General features: G+C 72.5%; 15 protein-coding genes. 13 read left to right on the top strand and 2 right to left on the bottom strand.

The window, feature by feature from the left end; translation table 11 throughout:
- The first annotated feature begins 144 nt into the window (after nt 1–144).
- The gene (locus HNR40_RS16515) at nt 145–687 is read left to right on the top strand and encodes a PadR family transcriptional regulator (protein WP_184962107.1); all 543 of its coding nucleotides are present in this window, start codon (nt 145–147) and stop codon (nt 685–687) included.
- A complete protein-coding gene (locus HNR40_RS16510) occupies nt 684–1,514 on the top strand; it encodes an alpha/beta fold hydrolase (protein ID WP_184962105.1) in 831 nt (276 codons plus the stop codon). Before HNR40_RS16515 ends, HNR40_RS16510 begins: the two co-directional genes overlap by 4 nt.
- On the opposite strand, the gene HNR40_RS16505 is transcribed toward HNR40_RS16510, so the two are convergent.
- Nucleotides 1,483–2,685 carry an ROK family protein gene (locus tag HNR40_RS16505; protein WP_221340465.1) on the bottom strand — a complete coding sequence of 401 codons (1,203 nt, stop codon included), beginning with the start codon at nt 2,683–2,685 and terminating at the stop codon, nt 1,483–1,485. The genes HNR40_RS16510 and HNR40_RS16505 overlap by 32 nt on opposite strands.
- A gap of 52 nt (nt 2,686–2,737) precedes the next feature.
- On the opposite strand from HNR40_RS16505, the gene HNR40_RS16500 reads away from it, so the two are divergent.
- The 10 genes from HNR40_RS16500 (at nt 2,738) to rbsK (ending at nt 13,841) form a co-directional block, all read left to right on the top strand.
- Complete coding sequence (locus HNR40_RS16500; RefSeq protein WP_221340539.1) at nt 2,738–3,955, top strand: MFS transporter; 1,218 nt, start codon at nt 2,738–2,740, stop codon at nt 3,953–3,955.
- A 373-nt stretch (nt 3,956–4,328) separates the two neighbouring features.
- Complete coding sequence (locus HNR40_RS16495; protein ID WP_184962103.1) at nt 4,329–5,432, top strand: LacI family DNA-binding transcriptional regulator; 1,104 nt, start codon at nt 4,329–4,331, stop codon at nt 5,430–5,432.
- Nucleotides 5,429–6,343 (top strand): carbohydrate ABC transporter permease, encoded by a 915-nt coding sequence (locus HNR40_RS16490; RefSeq protein ID WP_184962101.1) that lies wholly within the window; start codon nt 5,429–5,431, stop codon nt 6,341–6,343. The genes HNR40_RS16495 and HNR40_RS16490 overlap by 4 nt, the downstream gene beginning before the upstream one ends.
- Nucleotides 6,340–7,158, top strand: a complete 819-nt coding sequence (locus HNR40_RS16485; protein WP_184962099.1) for a carbohydrate ABC transporter permease — start codon at nt 6,340–6,342, stop codon at nt 7,156–7,158. Before HNR40_RS16490 ends, HNR40_RS16485 begins: the two co-directional genes overlap by 4 nt.
- Nucleotides 7,159–7,167: 9 nt before the next feature.
- Nucleotides 7,168–8,484: an ABC transporter substrate-binding protein gene (locus HNR40_RS16480; protein ID WP_184962097.1), complete on the top strand. Its 1,317-nt coding sequence runs from the start codon at nt 7,168–7,170 to the stop codon at nt 8,482–8,484.
- Complete coding sequence (locus HNR40_RS16475; RefSeq protein ID WP_184962095.1) at nt 8,481–9,506, top strand: ADP-ribosylglycohydrolase family protein; 1,026 nt, start codon at nt 8,481–8,483, stop codon at nt 9,504–9,506. The genes HNR40_RS16480 and HNR40_RS16475 overlap by 4 nt, the downstream gene beginning before the upstream one ends.
- Nucleotides 9,507–9,512: 6 nt before the next feature.
- The gene (locus HNR40_RS16470) at nt 9,513–10,481 is read left to right on the top strand and encodes an ADP-ribosylglycohydrolase family protein (protein ID WP_184962093.1); all 969 of its coding nucleotides are present in this window, start codon (nt 9,513–9,515) and stop codon (nt 10,479–10,481) included.
- On the top strand, nt 10,478–11,617 hold the full coding sequence (locus HNR40_RS16465) for an ADP-ribosylglycohydrolase family protein (protein WP_184962090.1): 1,140 nt from the start codon (nt 10,478–10,480) through the stop codon (nt 11,615–11,617). Before HNR40_RS16470 ends, HNR40_RS16465 begins: the two co-directional genes overlap by 4 nt.
- The gene (locus tag HNR40_RS16460; protein ID WP_184962088.1) at nt 11,614–12,957 is read left to right on the top strand and encodes an ADP-ribosylglycohydrolase family protein; all 1,344 of its coding nucleotides are present in this window, start codon (nt 11,614–11,616) and stop codon (nt 12,955–12,957) included. Before HNR40_RS16465 ends, HNR40_RS16460 begins: the two co-directional genes overlap by 4 nt.
- Nucleotides 12,954–13,841, top strand: a complete 888-nt coding sequence (rbsK, locus tag HNR40_RS16455; protein WP_184962086.1) for a ribokinase — start codon at nt 12,954–12,956, stop codon at nt 13,839–13,841. The genes HNR40_RS16460 and rbsK overlap by 4 nt, the downstream gene beginning before the upstream one ends.
- Before the next feature lie 5 nt (nt 13,842–13,846).
- On the opposite strand, the gene HNR40_RS16450 is transcribed toward rbsK, so the two are convergent.
- Nucleotides 13,847–14,773 (bottom strand): alpha/beta hydrolase family protein, encoded by a 927-nt coding sequence (locus HNR40_RS16450; protein WP_184962084.1) that lies wholly within the window; start codon nt 14,771–14,773, stop codon nt 13,847–13,849.
- 100 nt (nt 14,774–14,873) lie between these two features.
- Here HNR40_RS16450 and HNR40_RS16445 point away from each other — a divergent pair, with 100 nt between their 5' ends.
- Entirely contained in the window at nt 14,874–15,401 is a 528-nt protein-coding gene (locus tag HNR40_RS16445) for a helix-turn-helix domain-containing protein (RefSeq protein WP_184962082.1), read from the top strand.
- Nucleotide 15,402 lies beyond the last annotated feature (1 nt).

Raw genomic sequence — 15,402 nt, 5'->3', positions numbered from 1 at the left:
CGACTCCCGCGCAAGATCATCGAGCACCTGTTCGGAAGTGCGGTTCATCCCTTGTCGGTGGTTTTCATCACATTGCGAATCTCGGGCGTGTCGCGCCAGGTGAAGCTCACTTGTGACAGTGAAATTTTTTAGTATGATCGCGACATGTCATTGCGGATGGCCCTGCTGACGCTCATCGCCGGAGCGCCACGTAGCGGATACGACATCGGCCAGGAATTCGACGGCGTCCTCACCTTCGTCTGGCATGCCAAGCCGACGCAGGTCTACCCGGAGCTGAAGCGGCTGGCCGCCGAGGGGCTCATCAGGGAGCAGGCCGAGGGGTCGCGGGGGCGGCGGCCGTACGAGATCACCGAGGAGGGGACGCGGGCGCTGCGGGAATGGCTCGTGACCACCTCGGCCGACCACGCGCAGCGCAACGAGACCGTGCTGCGCTCGTTCGCGCTGTGGGTGGTCTCGCCGGGGGAGGCGGCCGACTTCCTGCGGGAGGAACTGGAGTATCACCGGGCGAGGCTGCGCGGGCTGCGTGCCCTGCGCAACGGGCTGGACCTGCGGCTCGCCCCGGATCGGGCGGCCCTGCTGGGAGTGGAGGCGGGCGTGCGGCGGCTGGAGGCCATGGTGTCCTGGGCCGAATGGGCCATCGAGACCGTCTCCCAGTGGCCCGCGCCGGTCGCGGAGGGACGCGCGTGAGCGGGGTCGAGTGGGCGGAGTTCGGCGATCCGGCGGGCAGGCCGGTGGTGTTCGTGCACGGATACGCCTCGTCGCGATGGGCCGCGGGGTGGACGCTCTCGGGTGGCCTGCTGGTCCGGGAGGGGATCCGGGTGCTCGCGCCGGACCGGCCCGGCTACGGGGGCACGCCGCCGATGCCGCCGGAGCGCTGGACCGCGCAGGTGGCGGCCCGCGCCGAGGAGGTGGGCCCGGTGGTGGTCGCCGGGGTCTCCATGGGCGCCTCGTCCGCGCTGCGGCTGGCCGCAGCCCGGCCCGACCTGGTGACGGGCGTGGCGCTGCTGTCGGGCATGGCCCCGGTACCGGCCACCAGGTGGTCGCCCGCGGCCAAAGCCGACGCCTTCTACTGGCGGCTGGCCCGCCGCGCGCCCTGGCTGCTGCGCCGCCTGTGCGCGGTGTCCGCCCGCGCGATGGCGTCGGCCGACGCGCGCGTCATCCCGCGCGTCGAGCGCGCCCTCCCCGCCGCCGACCTGGAGGTCTTCCGAGCCCGAGCCGGTACGGCCCAGGCCGCCTTCCTGGCCGACGCCAACGAGAGCGCCAGGCAGGGCGGCGCCGCGATGGCCGATGACCTGCTCCTGCACCTGCGCCCCTGGGACATCGCCGTGGAGGAGGTGAGGACGCCTGTACGTCTGATCCACGGGGTGGACGACCCGAAAGTCCCGGTGTCACTGGCCCGAACGCTGGCCGCCCGCCTGCCACGCGTGGAGACGACGTACCTGCCCGGCGGCCACTTCGCCCCCTTCGCCGACCAGGAAGCCCTCATGGACGTTCTCGGGGGCGCCAGGTTCTGAGGCCCTCCGGGGTCAGGAAGGCGTCGAACACCGACTCCATCGCCCCCAGCAGCGCCCCGCTCCACCCCAGCTCCGACGGCGCCAGTTCGGGCAGCCGCTCGACCCGGATCCGCATCAGCCCGGCCAGGTACGCCTCCGACAGCGCCGCCCGTCCCTGCGTGAACAGGTCGACGCCCAGCCCGGACAGCGTGACGATCTCCGGGTCGTGCGCGTTGACCAGGGCGGCGATGCCGCGGCCCAGGGCACGCGCGCCCGCGTCGACCGCTTCGGCCGCCTCGGGATCGCCCTTCCCGGACCTGGCCAGGATGGCCTGCGCCTGGTCGCGCCCCCTGCCGCCGCCCGCGGCCAGGCCCAGGTGGCGCAGCAGCGCGTTGGCCCCCACCTCCATGGCCCAGCACCCCCGGGCCCCGCACAGGCACGGATCGGCACGCCCGGTCAGCGGCATGTGCCCGAACTCCGCCCCCACGCCCGTCGCCCCGCCCAGCGGCCGTCCGTCGACCACCAGCACGCCGCCGAGGTCGAAGTCCACGTGCAGGTGCAAACCCACCCGAACCCCCGCCATCCGCCCCCTGCGCGCCTCGGCCAGCGCCGCGAACGCCGTGTCGTTGCCCACGTGCAGCAGCGTGCCGGCGGGGATGCCCGACGCCAGCCCGGCGACCGCGTCCACGGCACGCCAGCCCAGGTGGGAGACGTCGACGAGGCGGTCGTCGCGTACCGGTCCCGGGACGGCCAGGCCGATGCCGACGGCGCGGGAGCCGTACCGCTGAAGATGGGTGCGCAGCGCCGCCGCGAGCGGGCCGAACGCGCCCTCGGGCGTGCCGTCGTGCGGGCGCGCGGCGAGCGGCGTGATGCGGCCGCCGAGCTCGCCCGCGGCGATCTCCCACCCGTCCTCACGCAGGTCGGCGGCGAGGGCGACGGGGCCGCACGGGTGCGGTCCCGGGATCTGGGTGGGGCGGCCGCGGCCGTGCTCGGCGGAGGGTTCCTCGTGCAGGAGCGAGTCCTCGCTCAGCCCTGTGACCAGGACCGACGCGGTGCCGCGGGCGAGGTCGAGGTCCTTGGTGAGCTGTGATCGGGTACGGCTCGCGCCGCACTCGTGCACCGCGCGCAGCAGCCGCGCCCTGTTGTGCTCACGGAGCTCGACGCTGGTTGTGGCCCCGGTCACGGTTCGCATCTCGTCATTGTGGCGGCCTCCTCGTTCTTATTATGCTCTAGCCGTGAACAAAATGGTGGCGAGGCGTGCGCGGCAGGGTGTGTTCGGACTCTTCTTTCTCAGCGGGCTCGTGGTGGGCGTGTGGGCGGCCGGGCTGCCCTCACTCAACGACCGGCTCGACCTTGGCCCGGCGAAACTGGGCACCGCGCTCCTGCTGATCTCCCTGGGCGCGCTGGTGTCGATGCTGATCGCCGGGCCCGTGGTCGACCGTTGGACGAGCCGGCGGGTGTGCTGGTTCGCGGGCCCGCTGTCGGCGCTGGCCCTGCTCGCCCCCGCCCTGGCGCCGTCCTACGGTCTGCTGGCGGCGGCCGCCGTGGTGTTCGGCATCGGGATCGGGGTGGTCGAGGTCGCCATCAACGCCCACTCCGTCGAGGTCGAGCGCGTGTACGGCCGGCCGATCATCTCCGCCTTCCACGGCACCTGGAGCCTGGGCGGCGCGGCGGCCGGCCTGATCACGTCGCTGGCGCTGAAGCTGGGGGCCAGCGGGCAGGCGCTGCTGGTGGCCACCGCCCTGATCGTGCCGTTCCTCTATTTGCCCGCCGTCACCCGGCTGCTGCCCCCCGTGCCTTCCCCCTCTCCCTCCGCCGATACGACCGCCCCCGGCAAGGCGGTCGGGCTGCGGTGGGGGCTGATCGCGCTGCTGGGGCTGGCGGCGTTCGCCGGACACCTGAGCGAGGGCGCGGCCATCGACTGGGCCGCGCTGCACGCCCGCTGGATCCTCGGCACGGATCCGGCGGCGGCGCCGCTGGCCTACACGATCTTCGCAGTGGCGATGACGACGGTGCGGCTGCTCGGCGACCCGATCCGGGCTCGGCTGGGCTCCGTGCTGACCATCCAGCTGGCCGGTGTGCTGGCCACGTGCGGGTACGTGCTCGTGCTCTGCGCGCCCCTCTTCGCGGGTGCGGGTGCAGTGGTCGTCGCGTGGACCGGGTGGGCGCTGGCCGGGGTGGGTCTGGCCACCGTGGTGCCGGTCATCTTCAGTGCGGTCGGGGCTGCCGGTGGGCCGGTGGGCAAGGCGTTGTCGCTGGTCACCGCGTTTGGGTACTCGGGGTTGCTGATCGGGCCCGCGGTGCTGGGGTTCGTGGCCGAGGCGTCTTCCTTGCCGGTGGCGCTGGTGATCCCGGCGGCGTTGGCGGCGGTGGTCGCCTTGGCGGGCAGCCCCTCCATCCGAGCCCTGACCACCCGCCCCACCCCCGACCCCGTCCCCGCCCAAGCTCAAGAGCGTGGTTAGGCGGCCCACTCCCGGCCCTGAGCCCCTGGGCGCCGGTCCCCGGTTCCCGAGTGCCCGGTCCCTGAGCCCTGGGCACCGGCCCCCGGTCTCCCCGAGTCCCCGATCCCTGAGCCCTAGGCACCGGTCCCCGGTTCCCGAGCCTCAGGGGGCGGTGGCGGTCGGGAGGTGTGGGGCGGGGTGGCCGGGTAGGGCGTGGGGGTTACGGAAAGTTGGGGTGGGCTACTGATGGGGTGACAAAGGGTCAAATAGGGGCTGACCTGGTGTTATTCTATCGTGACTTGACCTCAAGGTTACAGACGGGTTTCATGAGGCCAACTCAGTAAACGTTTACAGATGGCTTTCTGTCACCGTTTACCCCCATGGAAGGAAAGCCTTGGCCGACGGACCCACGATCAACACGATCGCCGAGCGTGCGGGCGTTTCGATCGCCTCCGTCTCGCGGGTCCTGAACGGCCTGCCGACCCGCCAGGAAACCATCCGCAAGGTGCTGGCCGCCGCCGAGGAGCTCGGGTACGTGCGCAACGCCGTCGCCCGCAGCCTCAAGTCGCGGCGCACCAACCAGGTCGCCTTCGCCATGGCCGACATCGGCAACCCGGTCTACCTGGCCATGGTCCGCCAGATCCAGCCGGTGCTCAAGGCGGCCGGATACCGGCTCGTGCTCCACTCCACCGATGCCATCGCCGCCGACGAGATCGACGTGCTGCACAGCCTCGGCGAGCGCTACGTCGACGGCCTCATCATGAGCCCGCTGAGGGTCACGGAGGCGCACCTTGAAACGCTCAAGGCCGCCCGCGCCCCCGTCGTGATCATCGGTTCGGTTCCGGACGGCACCCGGGTCGACAATGTCCGGGCGGACTCGCGCACCGGAGTCCGGCTCGCGCTCGACCACCTGCACGCGCTCGGCCGCCGCCGGATCGCGCTGGTCAACGGGCCGCTCGACACGGTTCCCGGCGCGTCCCGAGGGGCCGCCTATGCCGAGGCGCTGGAGGAGCTCGGCCTGCCGTACGACGACGGGCTGGTCGAGATCGGTGACTTCTACCGGGCGGACGGGGCACGCGCCGTGGCCGCGCTGCTGGCCCGGCGGCCCGACATCGACGCGCTCATGTGCGCCAACGACCTCATCGCCCTCGGCGCGCTCGACGTCCTGCGCGCCGCGGGGCGGCGGGTGCCCGAGGACGTGGCCGTGGTCGGCATGGACGACACCGAACTGGCCGCCGCCTCCTACCCGTCGCTGACCAGCGTCTCGCTCGGCTCGGCCGAACGTGGCAAGGCCGCCGTCGAGCTGCTGCTCGACCGGCTGCAGCGTGGCGACCGCGAGCCGCGCCTGGTGACGGTGCCGCCGCGCCTCGTGGTGCGCGCCTCGACCTCGGGTGAGGAGCCCGCGCTGCCGTACGACCTCACGACCAACACGCCGGGAGCCCTGGCGGGGGCGGCTCCCGGCCACCAGAGCTCGGCACAGGAGGGAGGCGCCGGATGACGGCGACCGCGACCAGACCGTCGCCACCCAAGCCGCGCACGCGGCGCGGCGGTGGCGGCTCGCGCCGCAACCGCGAGATGTGGGTGCTGATGTTGCCGGCGCTGGTGCCGGTCCTGCTGTTCAGCGTGGGGCCGCTGCTGTACGGCGTGGGCCTCGCCTTCACCGACGCCCGCGCGACCAGGAACCGGGACGTTAGTTTTACCGGTCTGGAAAACGTTTACGAACTGTTCGGCGACGCCGACTTCTGGTCCTCGTTCAAGATCGGCCTGATCTGGTCGGTGTCGGTGACGGTGCTGCAGTTCCTGGCCGCGCTCGGCCTGGCGCTGCTGCTCAACCAGAACCTCAGGTTCAGGGGCGTGGCCCGGGTGCTGGCCGTGGTGCCGTGGGCGATGCCGCCGGTGGTCATCGGCCTGATGTGGAAGCTCGTCTACCACCCCGACGCCGGAATCCTCAACAGCATGCTCGGCACCGACGTCAACTGGCTGGCCGACTTCTCGCTCGCGCTGCCCGCGATCATCGTGGTCGGCGTCTGGACGGGCATGCCGCAGACGACGGTGGTGCTGCTGGCGGGGTTGCAGAGCGTGCCGAAAGAGCTGTACGAGGCGGTCGAGGTCGACGGCGCGGGCCGCTGGCGGCGCTTCTGGAACATCACGCTCCCGCAACTGCGCCCGGTCATCGTGGCCATCACCTCGCTCGACTTCGTGTGGAACATCAACCAGTTCGGCCTGGTCTACGTGCTCACCGCCGGTGGACCGGGCGGTCAGACAAGGCTGCCGATGCTGTTCGCCTACGAGGAGGCGTTCCGCTACCGCTTCTTCGGCTACGCCTCCATGCTCGGCGTCGCGTTCGCGATCGTCGTGCTCGCGGTGCTCGGCCTGTACCTGTGGCGTCAGATGAAGGAGGCCAAGTGAAGCGCCTGCCGAGTTACGCGGCCCTGCTCGCCTACATCGTCTTCTTGGCCTTCCCGCTGGTCTGGCTGCTCTCGACGGCGCTGAAGACGCCGCAGGAGATGGCCCAGCTGGACCCGACGTGGATCCCGCGCGAGCCGACGCTGGCCAACTTCTCCGACGCCTTCGGCGAGCAGGACCTGACCGGCGCCGCCCTGCGCAGCCTGGTCGTGGCGATCTTCAGCAGCTTCATCACCGTGCTGATCTCGCTGCCCGCCGCGTACGCCATGGCCCGCTACCGCAGCCTGGTCAACCGGGTGGCGATCGGGTGGGTGCTGGTCAGCCAGGTCTTCCCGTTCATCCTGATCATCATCCCGCTCTTCATGGTGCTGCGTGAGCTGGAGCTGGTGAACACGCTGCCCGGCCTGGTGGTCGTGCACGTCACGTTCACGCTGCCGTTCGCGCTGTGGATGCTCCAGGGATACGTGCGGGCGGTGCCGCCGGAGCTGGAGGAGGCCGCGTCCGTGGACGGCGCCGGCCGCCTGCGCGCGCTGGTCAGCGTCGTCGCGCCGCTGCTCGCCCCCGGTGTGGTGGCGACCTTGCTCTTCTCGTTCATCTCCTCATGGAACGAGTTTCTTTTCGCGCTCGTGATCCTTCAGGACCCCGACGTGATGACCCTCCCGCTGACGCTGGTGCGCTTCACCGGCCCGGAGGGGGTGGCCAGGCTCGGCCCGCTGGCCGCGGCGTCGCTCATGGCGACGATCCCGAGCCTGATCTTCTTCGCAATCATTCAGCGGCGATTGAGGTCCGGCCTGATGGCCGGCGCCGTCAAGGGCTAGGAGGCTCATATGCGAATCAAGTCCGCATTCGCGGTAACGGCGTTGCTCGCCCTCGCCGTGACCGCCTGCGGTGGCGGCGGCGCCGGCGACAAGGGTGAGGCCGCCAAGCCCGGCGAGCCCGTCAAGCTGAACTTCCTCAGCCTCGCCTGGCAGAAGGAGTCCCTCGCGGCGAACAAGGAACTCGTCGAGGAGTGGAACAAGGCCAATCCCACCATCCAGGTCACCTACGTCCAGGGCAGCTGGGACAACGTCAACGACCAGCTCGTGACCCAGTTCGCCGGCGGCACCGCCCCCGACGTCATCCACAACGACTCCCCGGCGCTGTCCGGCTTCGCCGCCGACGGCTACCTGCTCGACCTCAAGGACAAGATCCCGGCCGAGCTGAAGAGCGACATCCCGCAGGCCGCGTGGGACACCACGACGTTCGACGACGGCAAGGGCAACCAGGGCGTGTACGGCGTGCCGTTCCTGCAGGAGTCGCAGGTCATCATCGCCAACAAGAAGCTCCTCGACGAGGCCAAGGTGCGCATCCCCACCGCGGACAGCCCGTGGACGTGGGAGGAGTTCTCCGAGGCGGCCAAGAAGATGACCAAGGACGGCCACTTCGGCGTCGCCTGGCCGATGAAGTCCCCGGTGAACAAGACGCTGAACCTGGCGCTCAACTTCGGCGGTAAGTTCTTCGAGACCGCCGCCGACGGCAAGACCACCGTCAAGGTCGGCCCCGAGGAGCGCGAGGTGCTCCAGCGCATCCACGACCAGCTCTGGAAGGACAAGTCCGCCGACCCGGCCGCGCTCGGACAGGGCACGGCCGACCCGCTGCCGGCCTTCTACAAGGGCAAGTTCGCGCTGCTGCCGGTCGGCGTCTACCTGCGCCAGCAGGTCGTCGAGCAGGCGCCGGAAGGCTTCGAGTGGGTGACGCTGCCCGGCCCGAAGGGCACCACGACCGAGCAGGGCGCCGTCTCCCAGACGCTCTCGGTCGCCCAGGACAGCAAGAACCCGGACGCGGCGCTGAAGTTCATCTCGTTCTTCCTCAACGGCAAGAACCAGGCCAAGCTCGCCAAGGGCGACTGGCTGCTGCCGACCTCGCAGGCCGCCGCCGCCGACCCGTCCATGACCACGAAGGAGAACGGCTGGGACGTGGCGACCGCGTCCGGCAAGAGCCTCGTGGTGGCGCCCTTCCTCAAGGTGAAGGGCTTCGACGAGTGGAAGAGCAAGGTGGCCACGCCGGTGCTCCAGCAGTACTTCGCCAACAAGATCAGCCTCGACGAGGCGGCGAACAAGCTGGTCACCGACGGCAACTCGGTGCTGGAGCGGTACCAGAAGTGAACCATCGCGACAGGGCCCGCGGGTGTCTGCTCGGCCTCGCGGCCGGGGACGCCCTCGGGGCCCCTGCGGAGAACATGACCCCCGAGCAGATCACCGCCCGGTGGGGCCGGCTCACGGAGATCGAGGGCGGCGGCACCGACGACACCGAGTACACCATCTTCGCCGCCTCCCTGCTGCTGCGCCACGGGCACGCGCTCACCCCGGCCGACGTGGCCGCCGCCTACCGGTCCGAGATCATCCCGCTGATGACCGGGCCGATGCGCGGGGCCGGGTTCTCCGAGCTGGGAACGGTACAGGCGCTGCGGCGCGGGCTGGAGCCGCCGCTGACCGGCCGCGTGCACGCGCACGGCTGGTCGGACGGGCTGGCCATGCGGGCGGCGCCGTACGGGATCTTCTGCCCGGGAGATCCCGCCGAGGCGGCGCGGCTGGTCGAGCAGGACGGGCTGGTGAGCGGCGACGGCGAGGGCATCCTCGGCGGCCGCGCGGTCGCCGGCGCGGTGGCGGCGGCGATGGCCGGCGCCCGGCCGGGAGAGGTCGCGGACGCCGCGCTCGCGGTGATCCCCGCCGACTCGTGGACGGCCCGCGCGATCGCCCGGGTCCGCGAGGTCCTGGGCGACATTTCCGGTACGGCAGGCCAAGGTACGACAGGCAACGGCACGACAGGCCAGGGCACGGCGGGTGACGGCATTCCCGGCGATCTCGGTCGCCGGTTGCACGACGCCGTCGTGGTCAGGCACTACCCGTGGACCGACGTCGCACCCGAGGCCGTCGCGCTGGCGCTGGCCGCGTTCCTGGCGGGCGAGGGCGATGTCGAGGCCTCGGTGACGTTCGGCGTCGGCCTGGGCAGGGACGCCGACACGATCGGCGCCATCGCCGGCGCCATGGCCGGCGCCTTCCAGGGTGAGGCGGGCGTGCCCAGGCGATGGGCCGAGCGCATCGGCCCCGCCACCGGGAAATGCCTGCCGGCCGTGAAGGGCAGACACGTGCTGGACGTCGCCGACGAACTGGCGAAAGGACGCTGAACATCGATGTCGGGGGACAGGATCAGGGGAGCCTTCATCGGGCTCGCCATCGGGGACGCCGCCGGGTGGCCCGCCGCGCGCCACAGGTCGGCGCTGCACGCCCCGTGGAGCAGGCGGTTGCACCGGGAGCTCGACCTCTTCGCCGAGGAGCACCGGATCACGACGCTGCCGGTGCCGTTCGCGCTGAACCAGCCGACCGCGCCGCTGGCGCTCGGCCCGTCGGACGACGCCGAATGGCTGGCGTGGACCGTTCTCACGCTGCGCCGCCCGAGGGCTGAGGCGTTTCGCGAGCTGGCCGGCCGGGAGGACGTCCGGGCCCGGATCTCGGTGGCGAGCGCGCTGGACAACCTGGCCAAGGGCGTCGAACCGCCCGCCAGCGGCCACGACAACCCGCACTTCTTCGACGACGCCGCCGCGATCAGAGCGGTGGCCTTCGGCGCGGCCGGGCTCGACCCCACTGACGACGCCCGGGTGACCAACGCCGGTGACGGCGTTCTCGGCGCCAGGGCGGTCGCCGCGGCCATCGCCGCCGCCGTTGGTGGCGCGCCGGTCTCGGACGCGGTCGAGGCGGCGCTGGCCGTCCTGCCGGAGGACACCGCGATCGGGCACAACGCGCGGCTGGCCGTACAGGCTGGCAGGAAGGCGGGCGAGGCGTTCGGCGCGGTGCCCGCGCTGGACGCGGCGCTGCTCGACCACGTCTACAGCTACGCGGTGGGTGCGGCGCAGACCGTGCCGATCGCGCTCGCGCTGGCCGAGGCGTCGGGCGGCGCCGTCGGACCGGCCGTGTCCGCGGCGGCGTGCCTGGCCGCCACAGCGGACTCAGCGCCCGCGCTCGCGGGCGCGATCACCGGAGCGTGCGGGGGGTACGGCGCGATCCCGGAGGGGTGGATCGCGCCGGTTCGCACGCTCGCCGGTTGCTGCTTGCCAGAGCTGGCGGGCAGGGATCTCCTGGAACTCACGGAAGGACTGACATGACGCCGCTTGAGGACAAAGCCGCTGGCTGCGTGGCGGGGGCCGCGGTGGGTGACGCTCTGGGCGGCGCCACGGAAGGCTGGACTCCCGAGCAGATCACCACCAGGTACGGCGGGCCGGTCGAGGGCATCGTGCCCCCGTACAACGAGGACTGGCGCAACGCCCGCCCGATCGCCCCGTACCACAAGGGCGACGGCCACATCACCGACGACACCCTGATGACGCACGCGCTGATCCGCGTGTACGAGAAGGCCGGCCGCCACCTGGACGCCTATGCCATGGCCGAGCACTTCGTGCCGGAGCTGATGGGCGAGCGCGTGTGGATCCCCGAGCTGGAGGCCGAGGCGCTGCCGCTGCAGCGGATCTTCCTGGCCGAGAAGTGGATCGTGGCCCGCCTGCACTACGGCCACGCCGACCCGCGCGAGGCCGGGGTGGGCAACATCGTGAACTGCGGCGCGGCCATGTACGTCGCCCCGGTCGGCGTCGTCAACGCCGGCGACCCGGACGCCGCCTACGCCGAGGCGATCGACCTGACCGGCGCCCACCAGTCCAGCTACGGCCGCGAGGCGGCCGGCGTCATGGCGGCGGCGGTCGCCGAGGCCATGCGGCCGGGCGCCACCGTGGACAGCGTGATCGCCGCCTCGATCCGCCTGGCCAAGGACGGCACCCGCGCCGCCATCGAGGCGGTGTGCGGCGCGGCGGTGGATCTCGGGCACTGGGACGGCTCGTTCGAGAAGCTGCGCGCGGCGATGCGGCCCTACGACACCGTCGCCGACACCTACCGCGAACAGGGGCTCGGGGCGCGCCGGCCGAGCCGGGTGCACAGCATCGAGGAGCTGCCGCTGGCGCTGGCCTTCCTGGTGATCGCCAAGGGCGACTTCAGGGAGACTGTGCTCGGCGGGGTGAACTACGGGCGCGACGCCGACTCGATCGCCTCCATGGGCGGGGCGATCGCGGGCGCGCTCGGCGGGCTCGACAGCGTGCCTGCCGCGTGGGTCGAGGCGGTCGGCACGGCCAGCCGTACCGACATCGTGTCGCCGGGGCGGGCGATCGCCCGGGTGGCCGGCCGCGTCCACACCGCCGACCTGGCCCGCAGGCGTGCCCACGAGGACGCCTTCGCCGAGCTGGCGGGCGAATGATCCGCCTCACCTGGGTGCAGCCGGAGGACCTGATCGGGCACGAGCTCCGTCAGGCCGAGGAGGACGGGCGGGCCGCCGCCCACCCCGCGGAGCTCGCCCGCATCACCGGCGAGTGGCACGTGGCGGGCGGGCACGACGCCCCGCCGCGCGCCGGCGCCTCGGAGCCGAGTGCGGCGCGGCTGCGCGGGCTGGCCGGCGAGCTGATGGACCGGCTCGCCGAACTCGCCTCGCCGCTGGAGGAGCCGGGCGAGCTGACCGACATCATCGCCGCCTGCCCCGCCTGGCCCGAAGCGCGGCCCGTGGAACCCGATCCGGCGCGGCTGCTGGCCGCCTGGCAGGGCCGGGCGGCCGGGTGCGTCCTCGGCAAGCCGGTGGAGAAGATCCCGCGCGCGGGCATCAGGGAGATCGCCGAGGCCACCGGGAACTGGCCGATCAGCGGCTGGTTCACCGCGAAGGGCCTGCCCGCCGAGGTGGCCGGGCGGTGGCCGTGGAACCGGCGCAGCGCGGTCAACTCGCTGGCCGAGAACATCGACGGCATCCCCGAGGACGACGACCTCAACTACCCGCTGCTCGCGCTCACCGTCCTCGAACGGCACGGCCACGAGTTCACCACCGACGACGTGGCCAAGCTGTGGCTGGACGAGCTGCCCGCCGGCCGTACCTTCACCGCCGAGCGGGTCGCCTACCGCAACCTGCTCGACGGCCTGGAGCCGCCGGACACTGCCGTCCACCGTAATCCGTTCCGCGAGTGGATCGGCGCCTTCATCAGGGCCGACGTCTACGGATGGGTGAACCCGGGCGATCCGGCCACGGCCGCGATCCACGCCTACCGCGACGCCCGCCTGACCCACACCGCCAACGGCCTCTACGGCGCGATGTTCGTCGCCGCGATGTGCGCCCGCGCCCTGGTGGGCGCGGACGCCGAGGACGTCGTGGAGACGGGCCTGTCCGTCGTGCCCGCGCGCTCCCGCCTGCATCAGGCGGTACGGCAGGCCGTCGAGTCGGCCCGCGCGGCCGGCGACTTCGAGCAGGTCGTGGACGGCCTGTACGAGCGGCACGGCGGCCTGCACTGGGTGCACACGATCAACAACGCCGCCCTGACCGCCGCCGCCCTGGTCCACAGCCGGGGCGACTTCACCCGGGCCATCGCCGGGGCCGTGGCCGGAGGCTGGGACACTGACTCGGCCGGCGCCACCGTCGGCTCGGTCGCCGGTGCGCTGGCCGGTCGGGTGCCCGAACAGTGGATCATGCGGGACCGCCTGTCCAGCAGCCTCACCGGCTTCGATGGAGTGGGGCTGGCTGAGCTGGCCCGCCGTACGCAGGAGATGATGAGGGCATGATCTCGGTCTTCGGCAGCGCGAACATGGATCTGGTCGCGTACGTCGCGCAGGCTCCCAGAACCGGGGAGACCGTCACCGGGCGCGCCTTCCGTACGATCCCCGGTGGCAAGGGGGCCAACCAGGCCATCGCCGCGGCGCGCGCGGGCGGCCGGGTGGCGTTCCTGGGCGCGGTGGGCGACGACGGGTTCGGCGCCGAGATGCGGGCCACGCTCGCCGGGGCCGGGGTGGACGTCAGGGGCCTGCGCCAGGTGTCCGGCTCCAGCGGCATCGCGCACATCGTGGTCGACGACGACGGCGGCAACTCGATCATCGTGGTGCCCGGCGCCAACGGCACGATCACCGGGCCGTCCGGGGACGACCTGGCCGCGATCGCCGGGTCGCAGGCGTTGCTGCTGCAGCTCGAACTGCCCATGGAGGCGGTGATCGGGGCCGCCCAGGCGGCGCAGGTGTCCGGCGCGCCGGTCATCCTCACCCCGGCGCCCGCCCGGCCGCTGCCGGAGGAACTGCTGGACGCCGTCACCCTGATCGTCCCGAACGAGCACGAGGCCGCCGCCATCACCGGCGCGTCCGGGGCCGAGGAGGCGCTCGACGCGCTGCTGAAGCGGGTGCCCGAGGCGGTCATCACGCTCGGGGCGGCCGGCGCGCTGTACGGCTCGCGCTCCGGTGAGCGGCTGCGGGTGGCGGCGGTGCCGGTGAAGGCGGTGGACACCACGGCGGCCGGGGACACGTTCGTGGGTGCGCTGGCGGTGGCCCGTGGGGAGGGGCTGGCTCCGGCCGAGGCGCTGCGGTTCGCGTCGGCGGCTGCCGCGCTGTCGGTGCAGCGGGAAGGGGCAAGTACCTCGATGCCGGACCGGGCCGAGATCGACGCCTTTCTGCGCGGCTGAGCGGGTCAGGGGTGGGACGACCGGGTCGCGAGGCTTGCGGCGATCCAGGTGGACACCTCCTCGACGAGGCCCTGGTCCACGGGCTTGGCGTACTGCCTGCCGTACGTGCTCTGTGAGGCGGGGCCGGGGTCGCGGCGCAGCAGGTGCGTGAGGTCGGGCAGGCGGCGGACCGCGGCCGGGCCCGGGACCACCGCGGCGAGTACGTCGAGGTCGGCGGGGCTGACCTGCACGTCCTTGGCCCCCGTGACGGCCAGCAGCGGCACGCGGACCTCGGCGAGGTCCTTCTTGGGGTCGTAGGTGAGGAACTCGCGCATCGACCGCGCCGGGATCTTGAAGCCGTAGAGCCTCGCCACGTCGCCCTTCGTGGCCTTGATCTTGGCCGTCAGCTTGGCGGCCAGGCCGCGCATCGTGCGGCGGCCGAACAGCAGCGCGATGAGCCGCATGGGCTTCGACAGGCCCTCGGCGTCCTTGAGCCCGGCCCACCACAGCAGCGTCTCCTCGCCGGTCATGGTGTGGCCGGAGATCATCACCACCGCCGCGGCGCCCTCGTGCGCGCCGAGCGCCGCGGCGTGCAGCGCGCCCTCGCTGTAGCCGATGGCGCCGGCAGTGCCGATCTCCGGAAGTCCGGCCAGCTCGCGCAGGGCCGCGGCGGCGTCGGCGCGGTGCTGATAGAAGCCGGCCGCCTGCCAGTCGCCAGGGGTCGCGCCGACGCCGCGACGGTCGTAGCGGTAGGAGGCGACGCCCTTGGCCGCCAGCGCTGCCGCGAGCGGTCCGCCCAGTTCGATGCGGCCCTTGCCGAGGTTGCCGTCGCGGTCGAGCTTGCCGGGCATGAGCAGGAGCACGGCCGGGTGCGGGCCGTCGCCGTCCGGCAGGGTCAGCGTGCCGGACAGGGGTAGTCCGTCGTCGGTGGTCAGGATCAGCTCTCGGTTCATGGGCACTCCCTGTCTTCACGATATGTCGCATTCACATTATCGCCCGGTGCGAACGTTCGCAACAGTTGAGAATGGTCGCACAACATGAAACCATAGATCCGTGGACGCCTTGGAACTCTTCGCCCATCCGGTACGGCTGCGCGTCATCCACGCCCTTGCCGGGCAGCGCACCCTGACCACCGCCCAGCTCTGCGAGGTCATCCAGGACGTGTCGAAGGCGACCGTCTACCGGCACGTCGGCGTCCTGGCCGACGCCGGGATCCTGGAGGTCGACGGGGAGGAGCGGGTCCGGGGCGCGGTGGAACGCCGCTACCGGCTGCGCCGCGACCGGGCCGCCATCGAGCCGGAGGCGATGGCCGCGCTGTCACCCGAGGAGCACCGCCGCGTCTTCGCCGCCGCCGTCGCCACGCTGCTCGCGGAGTTCGGGGCCTACGTGGAGCGGGAGAACGCCGACCCCGTCGCCGACGCGGTCGGATACCGGCAGCATGCCGTGTGGCTCGATCCGGCCGAGCTGGAGCAGCTCATCACCGGCCTGCGGGCCGCGCTGGTGCCCCACCTGGGGAACGCGCCCGCGCCCGGACGGCGCCGCTACCTCATCAGCCCGATCCAGTTTCCGCTGGAGGACTGAG

Source organism: Nonomuraea endophytica, from assembly GCF_014203235.1.
In the GTDB taxonomy this organism is placed as follows: domain Bacteria; phylum Actinomycetota; class Actinomycetes; order Streptosporangiales; family Streptosporangiaceae; genus Nonomuraea; species Nonomuraea endophytica.
Note: the sequence above shows the minus strand (reverse complement) of the source record. Positions and strands in the feature narration are given on the sequence as shown.

What these genes read in the sequence shown, in the direction of transcription:
- HNR40_RS16515 (WP_184962107.1), top strand. Translation starts at nt 145, where the DNA reads ATGTCATTGCGGATGGCCCTGCTGACGCTCATCGCCGGAGCGCCACGT.
- HNR40_RS16505 (WP_221340465.1), bottom strand. Translation starts at nt 2,685, where the DNA reads ATGCGAACCGTGACCGGGGCCACAACCAGCGTCGAGCTCCGTGAGCAC.
- HNR40_RS16500 (WP_221340539.1), top strand. Translation starts at nt 2,738, where the DNA reads ATGGTGGCGAGGCGTGCGCGGCAGGGTGTGTTCGGACTCTTCTTTCTC.
- HNR40_RS16490 (WP_184962101.1), top strand. Translation starts at nt 5,429, where the DNA reads ATGACGGCGACCGCGACCAGACCGTCGCCACCCAAGCCGCGCACGCGG.
- HNR40_RS16480 (WP_184962097.1), top strand. Translation starts at nt 7,168, where the DNA reads ATGCGAATCAAGTCCGCATTCGCGGTAACGGCGTTGCTCGCCCTCGCC.
- HNR40_RS16470 (WP_184962093.1), top strand. Translation starts at nt 9,513, where the DNA reads ATGTCGGGGGACAGGATCAGGGGAGCCTTCATCGGGCTCGCCATCGGG.
- HNR40_RS16465 (WP_184962090.1), top strand. Translation starts at nt 10,478, where the DNA reads ATGACGCCGCTTGAGGACAAAGCCGCTGGCTGCGTGGCGGGGGCCGCG.
- HNR40_RS16460 (WP_184962088.1), top strand. Translation starts at nt 11,614, where the DNA reads ATGATCCGCCTCACCTGGGTGCAGCCGGAGGACCTGATCGGGCACGAG.
- rbsK (WP_184962086.1), top strand. Translation starts at nt 12,954, where the DNA reads ATGATCTCGGTCTTCGGCAGCGCGAACATGGATCTGGTCGCGTACGTC.
- HNR40_RS16450 (WP_184962084.1), bottom strand. Translation starts at nt 14,773, where the DNA reads ATGAACCGAGAGCTGATCCTGACCACCGACGACGGACTACCCCTGTCC.